This window comes from Xenorhabdus ehlersii (assembly GCF_003610465.1).
GTDB lineage: Bacteria > Pseudomonadota > Gammaproteobacteria > Enterobacterales > Enterobacteriaceae > Xenorhabdus > Xenorhabdus ehlersii.
Window position 1 is genome coordinate 56228 of sequence record NZ_RAQI01000001.1, and the last position, 14458, is coordinate 70685.

General features: G+C 44.0%; 14 protein-coding genes and 3 pseudogenes. 6 read left to right on the forward strand and 11 right to left on the reverse strand.

What is annotated here, in order from left to right; genetic code table 11:
- Window positions 1-271: 271 nt before the first annotated feature.
- Window positions 272-1168 (reverse strand): YopJ family acetyltransferase, encoded by an 897-nt coding sequence (locus BDE27_RS00190; RefSeq protein WP_099130859.1) that lies wholly within the window; start codon window positions 1166-1168, stop codon window positions 272-274.
- 302 nt (window positions 1169-1470) lie between these two features.
- Here BDE27_RS00190 and BDE27_RS00195 point away from each other — a divergent pair.
- Window positions 1471-1944 (forward strand): annotated as a pseudogene (locus BDE27_RS00195) (phage major capsid protein); the annotation flags it as partial.
- Window positions 1928-2299, forward strand: a pseudogene (locus BDE27_RS00200) (terminase TerL endonuclease subunit); the annotation flags it as partial. The pseudogenes BDE27_RS00195 and BDE27_RS00200, both read left to right, overlap by 17 nt.
- A gap of 82 nt (window positions 2300-2381) precedes the next feature.
- On the opposite strand, the gene BDE27_RS00205 reads toward BDE27_RS00200, so the two are convergent.
- Window positions 2382-2903, reverse strand: coding sequence for a hypothetical protein (locus tag BDE27_RS00205; RefSeq protein ID WP_244208644.1), 522 nt, complete (start codon window positions 2901-2903; stop codon window positions 2382-2384).
- Between the two features lie 251 nt (window positions 2904-3154).
- Here BDE27_RS00205 and BDE27_RS00210 point away from each other — a divergent pair.
- Window positions 3155-3295 (forward strand): annotated as a pseudogene (locus BDE27_RS00210) (helix-turn-helix domain-containing protein); the annotation flags it as partial.
- A gap of 314 nt (window positions 3296-3609) precedes the next feature.
- On the opposite strand, the gene fis reads toward BDE27_RS00210, so the two are convergent.
- From fis to acuI, 9 genes are all read right to left on the reverse strand, one after another.
- A complete protein-coding gene (gene fis, locus BDE27_RS00215; protein ID WP_010847912.1) occupies window positions 3610-3906 on the reverse strand; it encodes a DNA-binding transcriptional regulator Fis in 297 nt (98 codons plus the stop codon).
- Between the two features lie 7 nt (window positions 3907-3913).
- Entirely contained in the window at window positions 3914-4897 is a 984-nt protein-coding gene (dusB, locus tag BDE27_RS00220) for a tRNA dihydrouridine synthase DusB (protein WP_099130858.1), read from the reverse strand.
- 284 nt (window positions 4898-5181) lie between these two features.
- Window positions 5182-6063: a 50S ribosomal protein L11 methyltransferase gene (gene prmA, locus BDE27_RS00225; RefSeq protein ID WP_099130857.1), complete on the reverse strand. Its 882-nt coding sequence runs from the start codon at window positions 6061-6063 to the stop codon at window positions 5182-5184.
- 26 nt (window positions 6064-6089) lie between these two features.
- Entirely contained in the window at window positions 6090-7535 is a 1446-nt protein-coding gene (gene panF, locus BDE27_RS00230) for a sodium/pantothenate symporter (RefSeq protein WP_099130856.1), read from the reverse strand.
- Window positions 7525-7767, reverse strand: coding sequence for a YhdT family protein (locus BDE27_RS00235; RefSeq protein ID WP_099130855.1), 243 nt, complete (start codon window positions 7765-7767; stop codon window positions 7525-7527). Before BDE27_RS00235 ends, panF begins: the two co-directional genes overlap by 11 nt.
- A 100-nt stretch (window positions 7768-7867) precedes the next feature.
- A complete protein-coding gene (gene accC / locus BDE27_RS00240) occupies window positions 7868-9217 on the reverse strand; it encodes an acetyl-CoA carboxylase biotin carboxylase subunit (RefSeq protein WP_099130854.1) in 1350 nt (449 codons plus the stop codon).
- A 13-nt stretch (window positions 9218-9230) separates the two neighbouring features.
- Window positions 9231-9689, reverse strand: coding sequence for an acetyl-CoA carboxylase biotin carboxyl carrier protein (gene accB / locus BDE27_RS00245; protein WP_099130853.1), 459 nt, complete (start codon window positions 9687-9689; stop codon window positions 9231-9233).
- A gap of 27 nt (window positions 9690-9716) precedes the next feature.
- Window positions 9717-10169 (reverse strand): type II 3-dehydroquinate dehydratase, encoded by a 453-nt coding sequence (aroQ, locus tag BDE27_RS00250; protein ID WP_099130852.1) that lies wholly within the window; start codon window positions 10167-10169, stop codon window positions 9717-9719.
- Window positions 10170-10324: 155 nt separating this feature from the next.
- Window positions 10325-11299, reverse strand: a complete 975-nt coding sequence (gene acuI / locus BDE27_RS00255; RefSeq protein WP_099130851.1) for an acrylyl-CoA reductase (NADPH) — start codon at window positions 11297-11299, stop codon at window positions 10325-10327.
- 462 nt (window positions 11300-11761) lie between these two features.
- On the opposite strand from acuI, the gene mreB reads away from it, so the two are divergent.
- The 3 genes from mreB to mreD all read left to right on the forward strand — a co-directional run bounded on the left by mreB (window position 11762) and on the right by mreD (window position 14400).
- Window positions 11762-12805 carry a rod shape-determining protein MreB gene (gene mreB, locus BDE27_RS00260; RefSeq protein ID WP_010847922.1) on the forward strand — a complete coding sequence of 348 codons (1044 nt, stop codon included), beginning with the start codon at window positions 11762-11764 and terminating at the stop codon, window positions 12803-12805.
- 108 nt (window positions 12806-12913) lie between these two features.
- The gene (mreC, locus tag BDE27_RS00265; RefSeq protein ID WP_099130850.1) at window positions 12914-13915 is read left to right on the forward strand and encodes a rod shape-determining protein MreC; all 1002 of its coding nucleotides are present in this window, start codon (window positions 12914-12916) and stop codon (window positions 13913-13915) included.
- On the forward strand, window positions 13912-14400 hold the full coding sequence (gene mreD, locus BDE27_RS00270; protein WP_099130849.1) for a rod shape-determining protein MreD: 489 nt from the start codon (window positions 13912-13914) through the stop codon (window positions 14398-14400). Before mreC ends, mreD begins: the two co-directional genes overlap by 4 nt.
- The last annotated feature ends 58 nt before the right edge of the window (window positions 14401-14458 follow it).

Consider the following 14458-nt stretch of genomic DNA (forward strand, 5'->3'; position numbering starts at 1 on the left):
GCAGGTAAATGAATTTAGAGAAACTGGAGAGCTGACTTAAATCTTCTGGAGTTTTGAGAGTTTTAGCCAGCTCAGTAGCCAGGGCTTGTAACTGTTTCTCGTCCATCTTTTCACCTGTTTTAGTTGATAAATTAACCATATCAAAAACAGGCAATTACACAAATGTAGAAACAGGATCTGGGTTTGCGATAGCCCTAAGTAACCTTCTATCGAGAAGAAGCGACTCAAAAGATGAAAGGTTATCACCTTACTGATATAACTTATTTTTTATTCATGACTTATCGAGCCAATGTAGCGCAGCTTCAGCAAGGCTAAGTCTTTTTTCTTCAATAGAGTTACTGTAGGTACGTTTTTTTTCGTCAATTGTGCGGGTTACTTCATGGCGCTTACATCTGTCTATCAATGTCTCTCTTCCTCCTGGCTGCTTATTCGCTTTCATATCCTTATTGATTTCACCAAAATGACTTTTGGCGTAATCATTATAAGTATTCATTAAATTCATTGACTGCGCGTGTTTAAAAAAATCAATAGGCAATAATTTTATTGCTTGATCGAAAAATACAACCCGCGCCTTTTTTAATGAATCATTATCAAGTACTGATTCGTAAGGTGAGTGTTCTTCCCTAATAAATTCTATTTTATTATTGAAAAGATCTTGATGAAGCTTTACAAAGTGATCACTATATTTATGCATCTTTTTCAAAAAATGGAGTGAAAAGAGTAGGCAATCTGCATCACTATTTTGTATTTGGTTATAAATATAAAGGGTTTTTATTTTGGGAACATTATTAAGAACAAGATTACTATATAGTATAAAAAGAATAAATTGATTTTTTCCGCGGCTTGAATCAACAAAAATGATAGAAATATTATTATCTACATCTTTAAAAACATTAGCTGAGGCAAAATGCGTTCTATTATCACCAGCGTTAATCACAAATCGCTTGTGCTCATTACTATTTAATTTATTTAATTCATCTATAGAGTTAGCAAATTCATGTGCAGTCATAATAGTAGGATGTGCATTTATACTAGATGTTGCATTTAAATGCTTTAATATTATTTTACAATTATTTACATCCATTTGTATATTATTGAATTGATGGTTATTTGTTTTATTTGATCGAATTTCATCTATATACGATCTTAACGAGTCTTTATCAGGCATTTTTAATATTCCTATTAGTTACTTGAAAAATCATAATTAGTTGATTTAACTTCTTAAGAAAGACTATCTCTTGCTCTGATTATTAGTTTTTTACCTTGAGATACACAGGTAATAATGACTGTGTTACTTATTGTATTTTACTCTACTTAATTTTTAACGAAAGTTCTTAATCCCATTTTTTTGTTAAACAACAAACATTAATTTTTTGTATACTCAAACATCATAGTTAGAATTCTTTCTTATTATTTTTCATGGTGTTAAAAATTTACTTACTGAAAAAATAAATTAATTATAGAAATATCATGAAAAAATTACTCGAATTACGCCAACAAAAATCCGATTTAACTCAACAAATGGGTTCGCTTCTCACCAAAGCTGAAAACGAAAAGCGTTCACTCAATGCTGATGAAGCCAAACAGTTCGACGAGCTGCGCAGCTAATCCGATAACCTGAATACGGAAATTGCCCGTTATGAGACTTTATCTGATGAAGAACGCAATCAGGCAAAGAACCAGCCTGCCAGTAAAACACTCAATAATGACGAACTACGCTACTATATCCTGACTGGTGAAGCTCGTTCCCTGTCTACAAGCATCCCCGCAGACGGTGGCTATACCGTTATCCCTGAACTGAACAAGCAAATCATGCAGCAATTGGCTGGTGAGTCTGTCATGCGCTGAATCTGTACGATTAAGACCACACGCAGCAACGAATATAAACAGCTTGTTTCGGTCGGTGGCGCAGCCGTAGCCCACGGGGATTCACGATCTGGACGACGAAAACGAAATTGATAATGAAGCTCTTTGGATAAAGGCCAATCCCAATCTGAATATCTCCGTGGACAGCGCCGCTTTGCATGACACTATCCAGAAAGCGCGGGGCATTCCCTCACAATGGACGGAAATGCTCACCAAACGCTTTAATATCTGGTGTCAGGGCGAAACGCCGTGGATGGGGGAAACGGATGCGAACGCCAATATCAAACCGAATAAAAAGAAATTGGCGAATAAAGCTGACCCTGCGATTGCGTTCCTGATGAGTTTTGGCACATGGCAAGCAGAGCATGAAGAGTTTGCATTTACTTTGAGTACAGGACAACAGCGGCGATTGGATAGTTTTGGTGGGGTTTAGTTAATTAAAAAAACAAAAGGAGCAAAACTAGTTCAGATCGCTCCTTTAATTCAGTTATCTAATTTAATAATAAAAATTTAATTTATTCAAATTTTAGAGATAACAATATATCAGTGCTCACATCTTTGTACTGTTCCCACTCATCAACAGTTGTATTAAATGAAACAATTACTGCTTTACCATTAAATGATGTAGTTAACATTTTATTATGAATGTCTGTATCCATTGCACTTGATATAAAATCTATTATCCGAGCATCTTTTCCATCTACAGTCACTTTTTGGAGTAATGGTTGGTAGTTTGGCATCATTTTTACTAAAGAATCTGTAAACATATCTAATTGTTCTGGAAGCATAGATACAGTTTCAGCGCTAATTATGATGTTAACTTTTCCTCGCTCATCGGTAAAAATAACTTTTTCATTACTATCTCTCATTGATGGATATTTTAATCTTTTGGATTTTTCGTCCATCAAAGTAAATCCCTTTGGGATTTTAATAGAGAGTGCATGTTTTGGAACTTGTTGTCGTTCCAAACTGACTTTAGCGAGTGTTTTAAACGGCAAAAATAAAATAAAATAAATATAATGGGTAATAATTTCCACATTTTTCTCATAGTGATTAATTCCGGTTTGAACGTTTTCAATAGATATTTTGTTTGAAAATAACTCATCATAACTTTATCTATTTAAAGAAAGTTAATTTTGATTTCCGGTTGTTATTATATGTATTAATGATTTGAATGTTGAGTCATTACCGCAAAAAGTTAAGCGTTTATACTGGTTCGCTTATTGAACCAGATAAACCAATCAGTTAAAGTAGCCCCGCCATTGGCAAAATCCAATGGTCAAGGTTTAATACTCTCAGCAGACCGTGGCCTAAAGGCGAATGGATTATTGCTAACTATCTCGAAATACATCCTTCTGAAATCTGGCCCAGTCGTTATTTTGATTCGTATGGTGAATTGATTGAACGCAAGGTTCGGGATAAATCATAAAAATAATTAGTTCCATTTGAAAATCATCGGGAAGATAGCCGTAACGGGGTATCTTCTCACTGGTAGAAACATCTGTAACTTTCATCTCAATGCTTCCAGACGAAATACATCGTAACTTTTCACAAGGTTGGAATGTTTGGTGTACTGACCTCTATGACACATCTAATTCTTATTTTTCTTTGGTACTCATGTTGTTCTGTGAGTTTTTGTGCTGAGGATTTTTCGGTGGGGTAATCAGTGGGGTAATTCTAAGTAAAAAGGCACTTTCTACATAGTAAAAAGTGCCGATTTAACAACATGATCTAAGACTAGGATCAGTTCATGCCGTATTTTTTCAGTTTCTTACGCAGAGTACCACGGTTGATTCCCATCATCAGCGCTGCGCGAGTCTGGTTGCCACGGGTGTATTGCATCACCATGTCCAACAGTGGCTGTTCTACTTCAGCCAGTACCAGCTCATACAGGTCATTAACATCTTGACCGTTCAGTTGAGCAAAATAGTTCTTCAGTGCTTGTTTAACTGAATCACGCAGAGGTTTTTGAGTTACCTGATCTTGTGAATTTACAGTAGCAACGGTTAGTACATCAGAATTTACGCGTTGTTCGAACATAGTTCTGTCAGCTCTTTTCTTTATTTACGCAAAAATTTTCGAAGTATGCCTTCAACGCCTCCAGCTGTTCGCTGGCATCCTCTATGGCGTTGAATGTGCGCCGAAACTGGTCATCAGGGGCATGTTCCTTGAGATACCAAGATACATGCTTGCGTGCAATACGAACTCCTTTGCCTTGACCGTAAAAATCATGCAGTTCTCGTACATGCTCGCTCATGAAGCACTGCACTTCGCCAAGAGGCATCGGTGGCAGCAATTCTCCTGTTTCCAGATAATGCTGGATTTCCCGAAAGATCCAGGGTCTTCCCTGAGCAGCACGGCCTATCATCAGGGCATCAGCCCCGGTGTATTCAAGCACTGCTCTGGCTTTTAGCGGGTCAGTAATGTCGCCATTGGCAATAATTGGAATGGCAACAGTCTGCTTAACTGTCCGAATATTGTCGTACTCGGCCTCACCATTAAACAGGCAAGCTCGTGTCCTGCCATGTATCGTAAGAGCCTGAATACCACAACGTTCGGCCAATTGGGCAATTTCTACACAGTTACGTTCTTCCGGTGACCATCCTGTGCGGATCTTCAAAGTGACAGGCACATCAACTGCATTGACTACCGCAGAAAGGATTTTTTCAACCAGTTCTGGATAACGCAGTAATGCAGAGCCTGCCAGCTTACGATTCACCTTCTTAGCTGGGCACCCCATATTGATATCGATGATCTGAGCGCCATTAGCGACGTTAATTTTCGCTGCCGCCGCCATTTCATCGGGATCACTGCCGGCTATTTGTACAGAACGCACTCCGGGTTCATCGCTATGAACCATACGCAGCCGAGATTTATCCGTCTTCCAAACCTGGGGATTGGAAGAAAGCATTTCTGAGACTGTCATTCCTGCTCCCATCTGGTAGCAAAGAGATCGAAATGGGCGATCTGTTATGCCTGCCATAGGGGCTGCAATAAGACAGTTTTTCAACTGGTATTGTCCGATACGCATAGACGAAGAAAGAGTGGTCAACTGTGACTAAGGGCGCGTATATTACGCATTTTTCACAAGATATGAAAGGCCAAACTTTGAGCGAATCGACATTTATAACGGATTTTTTCCAGTTGATTTTTTTAAATTTGGTTAATTACTGTTAAATAACAGATGGTTACATGTTATTGCTGAAATTTGTTATTACTGATATTTCTAATCATAAAGAGAGCGGATTACCACTAATTGACCTCCTGGGTGATCATTTTAGTGGATAATCTCGCTTTTCAATAGGCATTGGTTGATTATTTTTTAATCCCTGTGATGCGACACCATTCTTCTTGTTCAGCTATTGGATCGATAATGAATTCATTGTCATAGGCTTGGGCTACCCCTTCAGCCTGACTGGCCAGAACACCGGACAAGCCCAATAATCCACCAGATTTAGGCAGTGAGCCGATGACAGGGGCAAGTTCGCGCAGAGGACCCGCCAGAATATTGGCAATCACGATATCGCATTCGAAGTCTTTAGGTTGATCTTTAGACAGGTAGAGGGTTAATTGGTCAGATACACCGTTGCGTTCGGCGTTATCCCGGCTGGCTTGAATAGCTTGTGGGTCAATATCAATACCGATGGCGTGTTTCGCGCCTAGTTTCAGGGCTGCGATAGCCAATATGCCTGAGCCACAACCAAAATCGATTACGGTTTTACCTGTCAGGTCAAGGCCATCCAGCCATTGCAGGCAAAGGGAGGTAGTTGGGTGAGTACCTGTCCCGAAGGCCAGACCAGGGTCAAGCATAACATTAACGGCGTCTGGTTCGGGCACTTCGCGCCAGCTAGGGCAGATCCACAGACGTTTACCGAAGCGCATAGGGTGGAAGTTATCCATCCATTCTCGCTCCCAATCTTTATCTTCCAGTTGTTCAATTTTGTGAATAAAACCTTTGCCCAGTTGTGGAAGTTGTTCCAATTGGCTAACAACCGCTTTCATATCCATTTCAGCGTCATACAGGCCGATAACATCGGTATCACCCCATAAACGCGTCTCGCCCGGCAGAGGCTCAAAAATAGGCGTATCATGGCTATCCTGAAAGGTGACTGATACTGCGCCACTTTCCATAAGCTCATCGCCTAACGCTTCCGCTTGTTGTCCCGTGGTGTTTAATCTTAATTGTATCCAAGGCATAAAAAATTCTCGTTTTGTAAATCACGTTATTGTGTGAAATGTAATCGTTTAGAGCAAGCCACGCCGAATTTATTTCCTATCCAAAATGCCAGTAAACTCAGTAATAGCGATGGCACGATAGGATGAAAACCAAGAAGCTGAATGTTGAAAGTTGCCAGCAAAGTATAACTTGCTGCCCCTGTCAGCATTGAGCTGATCGCTCCTTGGGCATTGGCTTTTTCCCAATATAATCCCAGAACCAGTGGCCAGAGGAAAACGGCTTGCAGTCCACCAAATGCCAGCAAGTTCAGCCAGATAATCATCTCTGGTGGGCGCCAGGCTGCCAGCAGCAGTAATGCCCCTAGAAATAGAGTGGAATAACTGGAGATGCGTGACAGTTTTTTCTCCTGGCTGATCTGGTGTGGAAACAGGTTTAAATAGAGATCTTTGACGATAGTGGCCGAAGATTGTAGCAGTTGGGCATTGATGGTGGACATAATCGCAGCCATTGGTGCAGCCAGAAAAATGCCGGCAGCAACAGGAGGCAGCACCGTGATCATTAAGGTTGGGATCACTTGATCGGGGATCGTCAGATCAGGAATGATGGCTCGGCCAAGGGCACCGGCAAGGTGCATACCGAACATCAGGAATGCCATCACGATCGTGCCAAGCACAATACCACGGTGAACTGCCTTACTGTCTTTATAAGAGATACAGCGCACTGCGGTGTGTGGCAGCCCAACGACACCAAAGCAAACCAGTACCCAGAAAGACGCCATAAATGGCCCTGTGAGGATATTATCGACGCCATAAGGAGAAACCAGGTTTGGGTCAATAGTGCGCAGTGTCGTCACTGCTGCTGATAATCCGCCAGCTTTATAGATAATGCCTGCCAGTAATAACGCCGTTCCCAGCAGCATCACCAATCCTTGTAAGGCATCATTGAGGACACTGGCCCTAAAACCGCCAAATGCGGTGTAGAGGGCAATGGAAACGCCAAAAATCAATAATCCCGTATCGTAAGGGATACCGGCGGCTGTTTCCAGTAAACGAGCACCGCCAATGAATTGTACTGTCATGGCCCCGATAAAGGCGACCAGCAAGCTTATACTGGCAAACCAGACCAGAAAGCGGCTCTGATAGCGTGCATATAGCATGTCATTGAGGGTGACTGCATTGTAACGGCGGGCTAGGATAGCAAATTTTTTCCCCAGTACGCTAAGCGAGAGCCATATCGCGGGCAATTGGATCAGTGATAATAACACCCAACCGATACCATACTTATAAGCGGCGCCAGGGCCACCAATAAAGGAACTGGCACTGATATAGGTTGCGGTAATGGTCATTGCCAGTACAAATCCCCCCATTGAGCGGTTGCCAAGAAAATACTCACTGAGGAATTCACCTGTTTGTCGGCGGCGATAAGCATAGATTGAGAGTATGAACACTAATGCCAGATATCCCACGAGAGGCAGAATGACTTCACTTTGCATCACTATCCTCCAGTGGAATATCTTTGAATATAAATTTCACCATCAAGTAGCAAAGGATGATAAATAAGGCAGGTAGCAGCAGGCAAGCCAGTTCAAACCAGCGAGGTAGTCCAGTTAAGCCAATGGCATCACTGGGTAAATACGCACACAGTAGCCAACCAACAAGATAAGCTAGCGTCAGGAATACTGCCCAACGTGCTTCTTTGTGGGATTGAACAAATCGTCCGTCCATCTGTTCTCCGGGTAATTTACATGGAACTATAAAAAATCCCACCTATAAAAGATGGGATTTTATTCAAAGCAACAAACGCTAAATAAGCGTCAAAGAAACCTTACTTATCATGTAAGCCCAATTTCTTTTCCAGATAGTGGATATTGGTTCCGCCTTTCTGGAAGTTCTCGTCATTCATAATTGCCAGTTGTAGATCGATATTGGTCTTGATGCCATCAATGATCAATTCGGCCAGTGCGTTCTTCATACGTGCAATTGCCTCTTCACGGGTTTCGCCGTAAGTGATCAGCTTACCGATCATGGAGTCATAGTAAGGCGGTACGGTATATCCCGCATAGATGTGGGATTCCCAACGCACACCAAATCCACCTGGTGAGTGGAAATGGGTGATCTTGCCCGGACTTGGCAGGAAGGTTTTCGGATCTTCTGCATTGATACGGCATTCGATCGCATGACCTTTGATTTCGACATCTTCTTGTTTGATGGACAGTGGCAAACCAGAGGCGATACGCAGCTGTTCCTTAATCAAGTCAACGCCAGTGATCATTTCAGTCACTGGATGTTCAACCTGAATACGGGTATTCATTTCAATAAAGTAGAATTCGCCGTTTTCGTACAGGAACTCAAATGTACCCGCTCCGCGATAGCCTATTTCGATACAGGCATTGGCACAACGTTCACCAATGCTGCGGCGCAGTTCTGGTGGAATACCGGGAGCTGGCGCTTCTTCCACCACTTTCTGGTGGCGGCGCTGCATGGAGCAGTCACGTTCAGCCAGATAGAGCGCATTGCCCTGACCATCAGCTAAGACCTGAATTTCAACGTGACGTGGGTTTTCAAGGAATTTCTCCATATATACCATGTCGTTGTTGAAAGCTGCCTTGGCTTCTGCACGGGTCATGGCGATGGATTGTTCCAGATCTTTGTCGCTGCGTACGACGCGCATACCACGACCGCCACCACCACCCGATGCCTTGATGATCACCGGATAACCGATGCGATTTGCAATGGTTTTGTTTTTCTCGGCATCGTCACCCAATGGGCCATCAGAGCCAGGAACGCAAGGTACGCCCGCTTTTTTCATGGCGTTGATAGCGGAAACCTTATCCCCCATCAAACGGATGGTGTCCGCTTTCGGGCCAATGAAAATAAAGCCAGAACGCTCGACCTGCTCGGCAAAGTCGGCGTTTTCAGACAGGAAGCCATAACCCGGATGGATTGCCTGTGCGCAAGTGATTTCCGCCGCAGAGATAATGGCAGGAATATTCAGGTAACTTTTTGCTGAGGCGGCCGGACCGATGCAGACGGTTTCATCCGCCAGCAGGACGTGCTTCAGGTCACGATCTGCCGCAGAGTGCACAGCTACGGTTTTGATCCCTAGTTCCTTACAGGCTCTCAGGATACGCAGTGCAATTTCACCGCGGTTAGCAATGACAATTTTTTCAAGCATGGGGTGCGCCTCGTTATTCGATGACGACCAGTGGCTCGTCGAATTCAACAGGTTGACCGTCTTGAACCAAAATCGCTTTCACTACGCCAGTTTTGTCAGCTTCGATCTGGTTCATCATTTTCATCGCTTCAACGATGCACAGGGTTTCACCCTGATTAACATGTTGGCCGACTTCAATGAAAGGTTTCGCATCTGGGCTTGGGGAACGGTAGAACGTACCAACCATCGGAGAGCGAACCGTGTGACCGCTGATTTCAGCAGGTTTGTCAGCGGCGACTGGCGCTGCTACTGGTGCAGCGGCCTGTACTGGCTGTTGAAAAGGAGCAGAAATATATTGCTGAGTCACAGGTATTGTCGTGGCTGTTGTTGCCCGGCTGATGCGTACTGACTCCTCACCTTCAGAAATTTCCAGTTCAGAAATGCCAGATTCTTCAACCAGCTCGATCAATTTTTTTATCTTACGAATATCCATGAGTGTGGTTCCGTACTTTTAAGTCAATTAGTTGGATGTTGACAAGCGGTTGACCGCTGCCTGTAATGCGAAACTATAACCATTCGCCCCCAATCCGCAGATGACGCCGACTGCAATATCTGAAAGATATGAGTGATGGCGGAATGGTTCGCGGGCATGCACGTTGGAAAGGTGAATCTCAATAAATGGGATACCTACCGCCAGAAGTGCGTCGCGCAATGCCACGCTGGTATGCGTGTATGCCGCAGGGTTGATTAAAATAAAATCTGTATTGCCCCGTGCAGAATGAATTCTCTCAATCAGTTCAGATTCTGCGTTGGATTGCAGATGGGATAATTCAGCCCCCGATTGCTGAGCTTCTTGTGACAGTTTGTTAACGATGTCATCAAGCGTTAACTTGCCGTAGGTCTCTGGCTCTCGTGTTCCCAACAGGTTCAGGTTGGGGCCATTCAAGAGTAAAATGCGAAACTTGTCTGCCATTGTGCGGGTATCTCCGGCAATCTGTCAACAATCGACCAAGATAACTCGATGTCAACGGTTTGTCATCTCTTTCTGATAGCTAGAATTGTAAATTTGACGATAAAGCCCGACATTATAAACATATCGTGGCATTTAGCAGCTAAATACTGGTCTTATCAGCGCACTTTCACGACCGTTCTGCCCGTAATTTGATTGTTTATCAACTTATTGGCGTGTTCGAGCACCTGGTCTAATGTAATTTCATTAGCTGCTTGCTGATAAAAGGAATCTGGTAGTAGCGCTTGCAAACGCTGCCAAATGGCAGGACGTTTCAAAGCAGGAACAGTGACAGATTCCACACCCTGTAAACGAACATTACGCAGAATAAACGGCATTACGCTGGTGAGTAGTTGACTGTCACTTGCCATGCCACAGGCGGCTACTGTACCGTTGTAACGCATTTGTGCCAGCAAGGTAGCCAATACTGTGCCACCAACGGTGTCTATCACACCGGCCCAGCGCTGTTTTTCTAATGGACGTGATGGCTGGTTGAAGTCACTGGCGGGCAATACCGCTTTCGCTCCCAGCGAGATCAGGTAATCTTGACTGTCGGGTTTGCTGCTAATTGCAGTGACGGAATAACCCAGTTGTGACAGTAAGGTGATCGCCGTACTGCCAACACCACCACTGGCTCCCGTCACGGCGATTTCTCCGCTTTCTGGTGTGATGCCCCCTTGTTCTAACGCCATGACACATAACATGGCAGTAAAACCCGCTGTGCCGATGATCATTGCTTGTCGGATACTTAATGCGTGCGGTAAGGGTGTTAGCCATTCACCAGAGACTCTCGCTTGTTCTGCCAGCCCACCCCAGTGCGTTTCTCCCACACCCCAGCCAGTCAGCAAAACATGTTGTCCGACGTGAAAACGGGGATCTTCGGAATGATGGACAACACCAGAAAAATCGATCCCTGGCACCATCGGAAATTGGCGGATAATTTTCCCTTTGCCGGTGATGGCAAGGGCATCTTTGTAATTGAGTGTTGACCAATGGATATCAACGACCACATTACCCGATGGCAATTGAGATACATCAATATCTTGAATAGATGCAGATAATGTTTCGTGTTGTTCCAGTAATAAAGCTTTCATGATTATCCTCTCTTGATAGGTATCTATCTGACATTATTACCTGTTTAGCATTACCACGATTCTGGTATTACCACAATTTTGCATCATTACAATTTTGCGTTACTACAATATAGATAAAACCTATATAGATAAAACCTGATGTACTGAAATGGGAGGGCAACAATGTTGTGATATTTCACCAAATTCATCTATTGTTTTTATAATTAATGAACTATTTCATCTTGGGACTTTCTTTGTCATGTTGTTTTTTGGTGTATTCGCTGAATTAACCCATTTTTATGCAGTTTTTTTCTGCTCCGTTAGAGAAAAGTAACGTAGAATATCGTATTTCTGATGTGAATAACGTGGCCACTTTTATTGAAGTAGTAAAAGTAGTTAATTATGCGCCTTGTCGCTGCTTCATGTGGTTGGTAGAGTAGACGGACAATCTCCGTCCCCAGCTTGCAGGATTATCCTTTCGTTATGTTAAAGAAATTTCGTGGCATGTTTTCCAACGATTTGTCCATTGACTTGGGTACTGCCAATACCCTTATTTATGTCAAAGGCCAAGGAATAGTATTGGATCAACCTTCTGTTGTTGCTATTCGCCAAGACAGAGCCGGTTCACCAAAAAGCGTTGCAGCAGTAGGGCTGGAAGCAAAACAGATGCTGGGACGTACTCCGGGTAATATTGCCGCTATCCGTCCCATGAAGGATGGGGTCATTGCTGATTTTTATGTTACCGAAAAGATGCTACAGCATTTTATCAAGCAGGTTCACAATAACAGTTTCATGCGTCCAAGTCCGCGCGTGTTGGTTTGTGTGCCTGTGGGTGCGACGCAAGTTGAGCGTCGTGCTATCCGTGAATCCGCCCAAAGTGCAGGAGCGCGGGAGGTATTTTTAATTGAAGAACCTATGGCGGCTGCTATCGGTGCTGGTTTGCCGGTTTCCGAAGCAACGGGTTCAATGGTCGTTGATATTGGTGGGGGAACCACTGAAGTTGCTGTTATTTCCCTTAATGGGGTTGTTTATTCTTCTTCTGTACGTATTGGTGGTGACCGTTTTGATGAAGCCATCATTAACTATGTTCGCCGCAATTATGGTTCCCTGATTGGGGAAGCAACGGCAGAGCGCATCAAACATGAAATTGGTTCTGCCTATCCAACGGATGAAGTACGTGAAATCGAAGTGCGTGGTCGTAACCTGGCCGAAGGTGTACCGCGCAGCTTTACTTTGAATTCCAATGAAATTCTTGAAGCTCTGCAAGAACCATTAACGGGTATTGTGAGTGCAGTGATGGTCGCTCTGGAACAGTGCCCACCAGAATTGGCCTCCGATATTTCTGAACGAGGCATGGTGTTGACTGGCGGTGGTGCTTTGCTGCGTAATCTTGATCGTCTGCTGATGGAAGAAACCGGTATTCCTGTCATTGTTGCTGAAGATCCACTGACCTGTGTTGCCCGTGGTGGTGGCAAGGCACTGGAGATGATCGACATGCATGGTGGCGATCTGTTCAGCGAAGACTAAAAGTCATTCTGCGAGCTGGGAGGTGGACGTGTTTTATTGGGGCCTCCTTGCTGATTGTGCCGGAGTTTTATCATTTATGAGACAACACAGCTCGACAATACGCCATTTATGAAGCCGATTTTTAGCAGAGGGCCTTCTCTGCAACTACGACTCTTTTTTGCTATCATTATTGCCATTATTTTGATGGTGGTAGACAGTCGCCTTGGTATTTTCAATAAAGTCCGTAGCTACATGGATACGGCTGTGAGTCCTTTTTATTTTCTTGCCAACGGGCCGCGTCAGTTTTTGGACAGCATCTCAGAATCTTTTGTTAGCCGCAATCATCTGGAGCTGGAAAATAGAACCCTGCGTAATGAATTGCGTTTACAGGACAGCAAATTGCTGCTGTTGGGGCAACTGAAACAAGAAAATTCCCGTTTACGTGAATTGCTGGGATCGCCGCTGCGTCATGATGAACATATGATGGTATCGCAGGTGATTTCCGGGGGGATGGACCCATACCGCGATCAAATTGTCATTGATAAAGGGGCGAAGGATGGCGTGTACGAAGGGCAGCCGGTTATCAGTGATCGAGGTGTCGTGGGTCAAGTAACTGCCGTGAGCCAGTTGAGCAGCCGGATATTGTTGATTTGCGATCCCTCTCATGCAATTCCTGTGCAGGTACTGCGTAATGACACTCGTGTTATCGCGGGTGGAGCAGGGTGTACGGATGATCTCCTGCTGGAACCTTTACCAAGTGATACAGACATTCGCGTAGGTGATGTATTGGTGACATCGGGGTTGGGAGGGCGTTTTCCTGAAGGTTATCCTGTGGCTGTAGTCTCTTCTGTCAAAATTGATAACCAGCGGGCTCATGCGGTAATTCGTGCCCGTCCATTGGCTGAACTGCGGCGCTTGCGCTATTTACTCCTATTGTGGGGAGTTGATAACGATCCCTCTGAACCATTGCCACCTTCGGAAGTATACCGCGCTGCCAATGAGCGTTTGATGCAGATGTTACCGCAAGTGTTGCCAAATCCATCAAATGAGTCGCCGCAGTTGCTGGCACCAAAATCGGCAGAAGTGTCAGCGGAAAAACCGACATTACCAGCTACAGGAAATCGTCAATGAGTCAATACCATAGCCAAGGACTCTGGGTTATTTGGTTATCTTTCCTGATTGCAATAGTGCTACAAATTATGCCGTGGCCGGAGCAGTTTTTTATGTTTCGGCCAACCTTACTGATGCTGTGTTTAGTTTATTGGTTGCTTGCGCTTCCCCATCGTGTCAGCGTTGGTACTGGCTTTGTCTTGGGGATTATTACTGATCTGTTGCACGGAAGTATTTTGGGAGCATATGCTCTGGCATTTAGCATTATCAGTTTTCTGGTCGCATTCAAATTCCAGCTTATCCGCAATATGGCGCTTTGGCAGCAAGCTCTGGTTGTGGTCGGACTTTCGACATTGATGAACCTCTGCGTTTTTCTGATCCATACCCTGTTACTCAAGACACTCTTTCATCCAGAAGTATTCTGGAATGGGGTGGTCAATGGTATTCTCTGGCCTTGGCTATTCTTATTAATGCGGAAAATCCGTCGTCAATTTTCAGTCCGTTAAAGTGGGTTTGTGTATTTAAAAAGCAAAGGTATATAACAAAAAATAGCTGATGGGATAG

Excerpts from the sequence above, each read along its gene's own strand:
- BDE27_RS00190 (WP_099130859.1), bottom strand. The coding sequence starts at position 1,168 with ATGCCTGATAAAGACTCGTTAAGATCGTATATAGATGAAATTCGATCA.
- fis (WP_010847912.1), bottom strand. The coding sequence starts at position 3,906 with ATGTTCGAACAACGCGTAAATTCTGATGTACTAACCGTTGCTACTGTA.
- dusB (WP_099130858.1), bottom strand. The coding sequence starts at position 4,897 with ATGCGTATCGGACAATACCAGTTGAAAAACTGTCTTATTGCAGCCCCT.
- prmA (WP_099130857.1), bottom strand. The coding sequence starts at position 6,063 with ATGCCTTGGATACAATTAAGATTAAACACCACGGGACAACAAGCGGAA.
- panF (WP_099130856.1), bottom strand. The coding sequence starts at position 7,535 with ATGCAAAGTGAAGTCATTCTGCCTCTCGTGGGATATCTGGCATTAGTG.
- BDE27_RS00235 (WP_099130855.1), bottom strand. The coding sequence starts at position 7,767 with ATGGACGGACGATTTGTTCAATCCCACAAAGAAGCACGTTGGGCAGTA.
- accC (WP_099130854.1), bottom strand. The coding sequence starts at position 9,217 with ATGCTTGAAAAAATTGTCATTGCTAACCGCGGTGAAATTGCACTGCGT.
- accB (WP_099130853.1), bottom strand. The coding sequence starts at position 9,689 with ATGGATATTCGTAAGATAAAAAAATTGATCGAGCTGGTTGAAGAATCT.
- aroQ (WP_099130852.1), bottom strand. The coding sequence starts at position 10,169 with ATGGCAGACAAGTTTCGCATTTTACTCTTGAATGGCCCCAACCTGAAC.
- acuI (WP_099130851.1), bottom strand. The coding sequence starts at position 11,299 with ATGAAAGCTTTATTACTGGAACAACACGAAACATTATCTGCATCTATT.
- mreB (WP_010847922.1), top strand. The coding sequence starts at position 11,762 with ATGTTAAAGAAATTTCGTGGCATGTTTTCCAACGATTTGTCCATTGAC.
- mreC (WP_099130850.1), top strand. The coding sequence starts at position 12,914 with ATGAAGCCGATTTTTAGCAGAGGGCCTTCTCTGCAACTACGACTCTTT.
- mreD (WP_099130849.1), top strand. The coding sequence starts at position 13,912 with ATGAGTCAATACCATAGCCAAGGACTCTGGGTTATTTGGTTATCTTTC.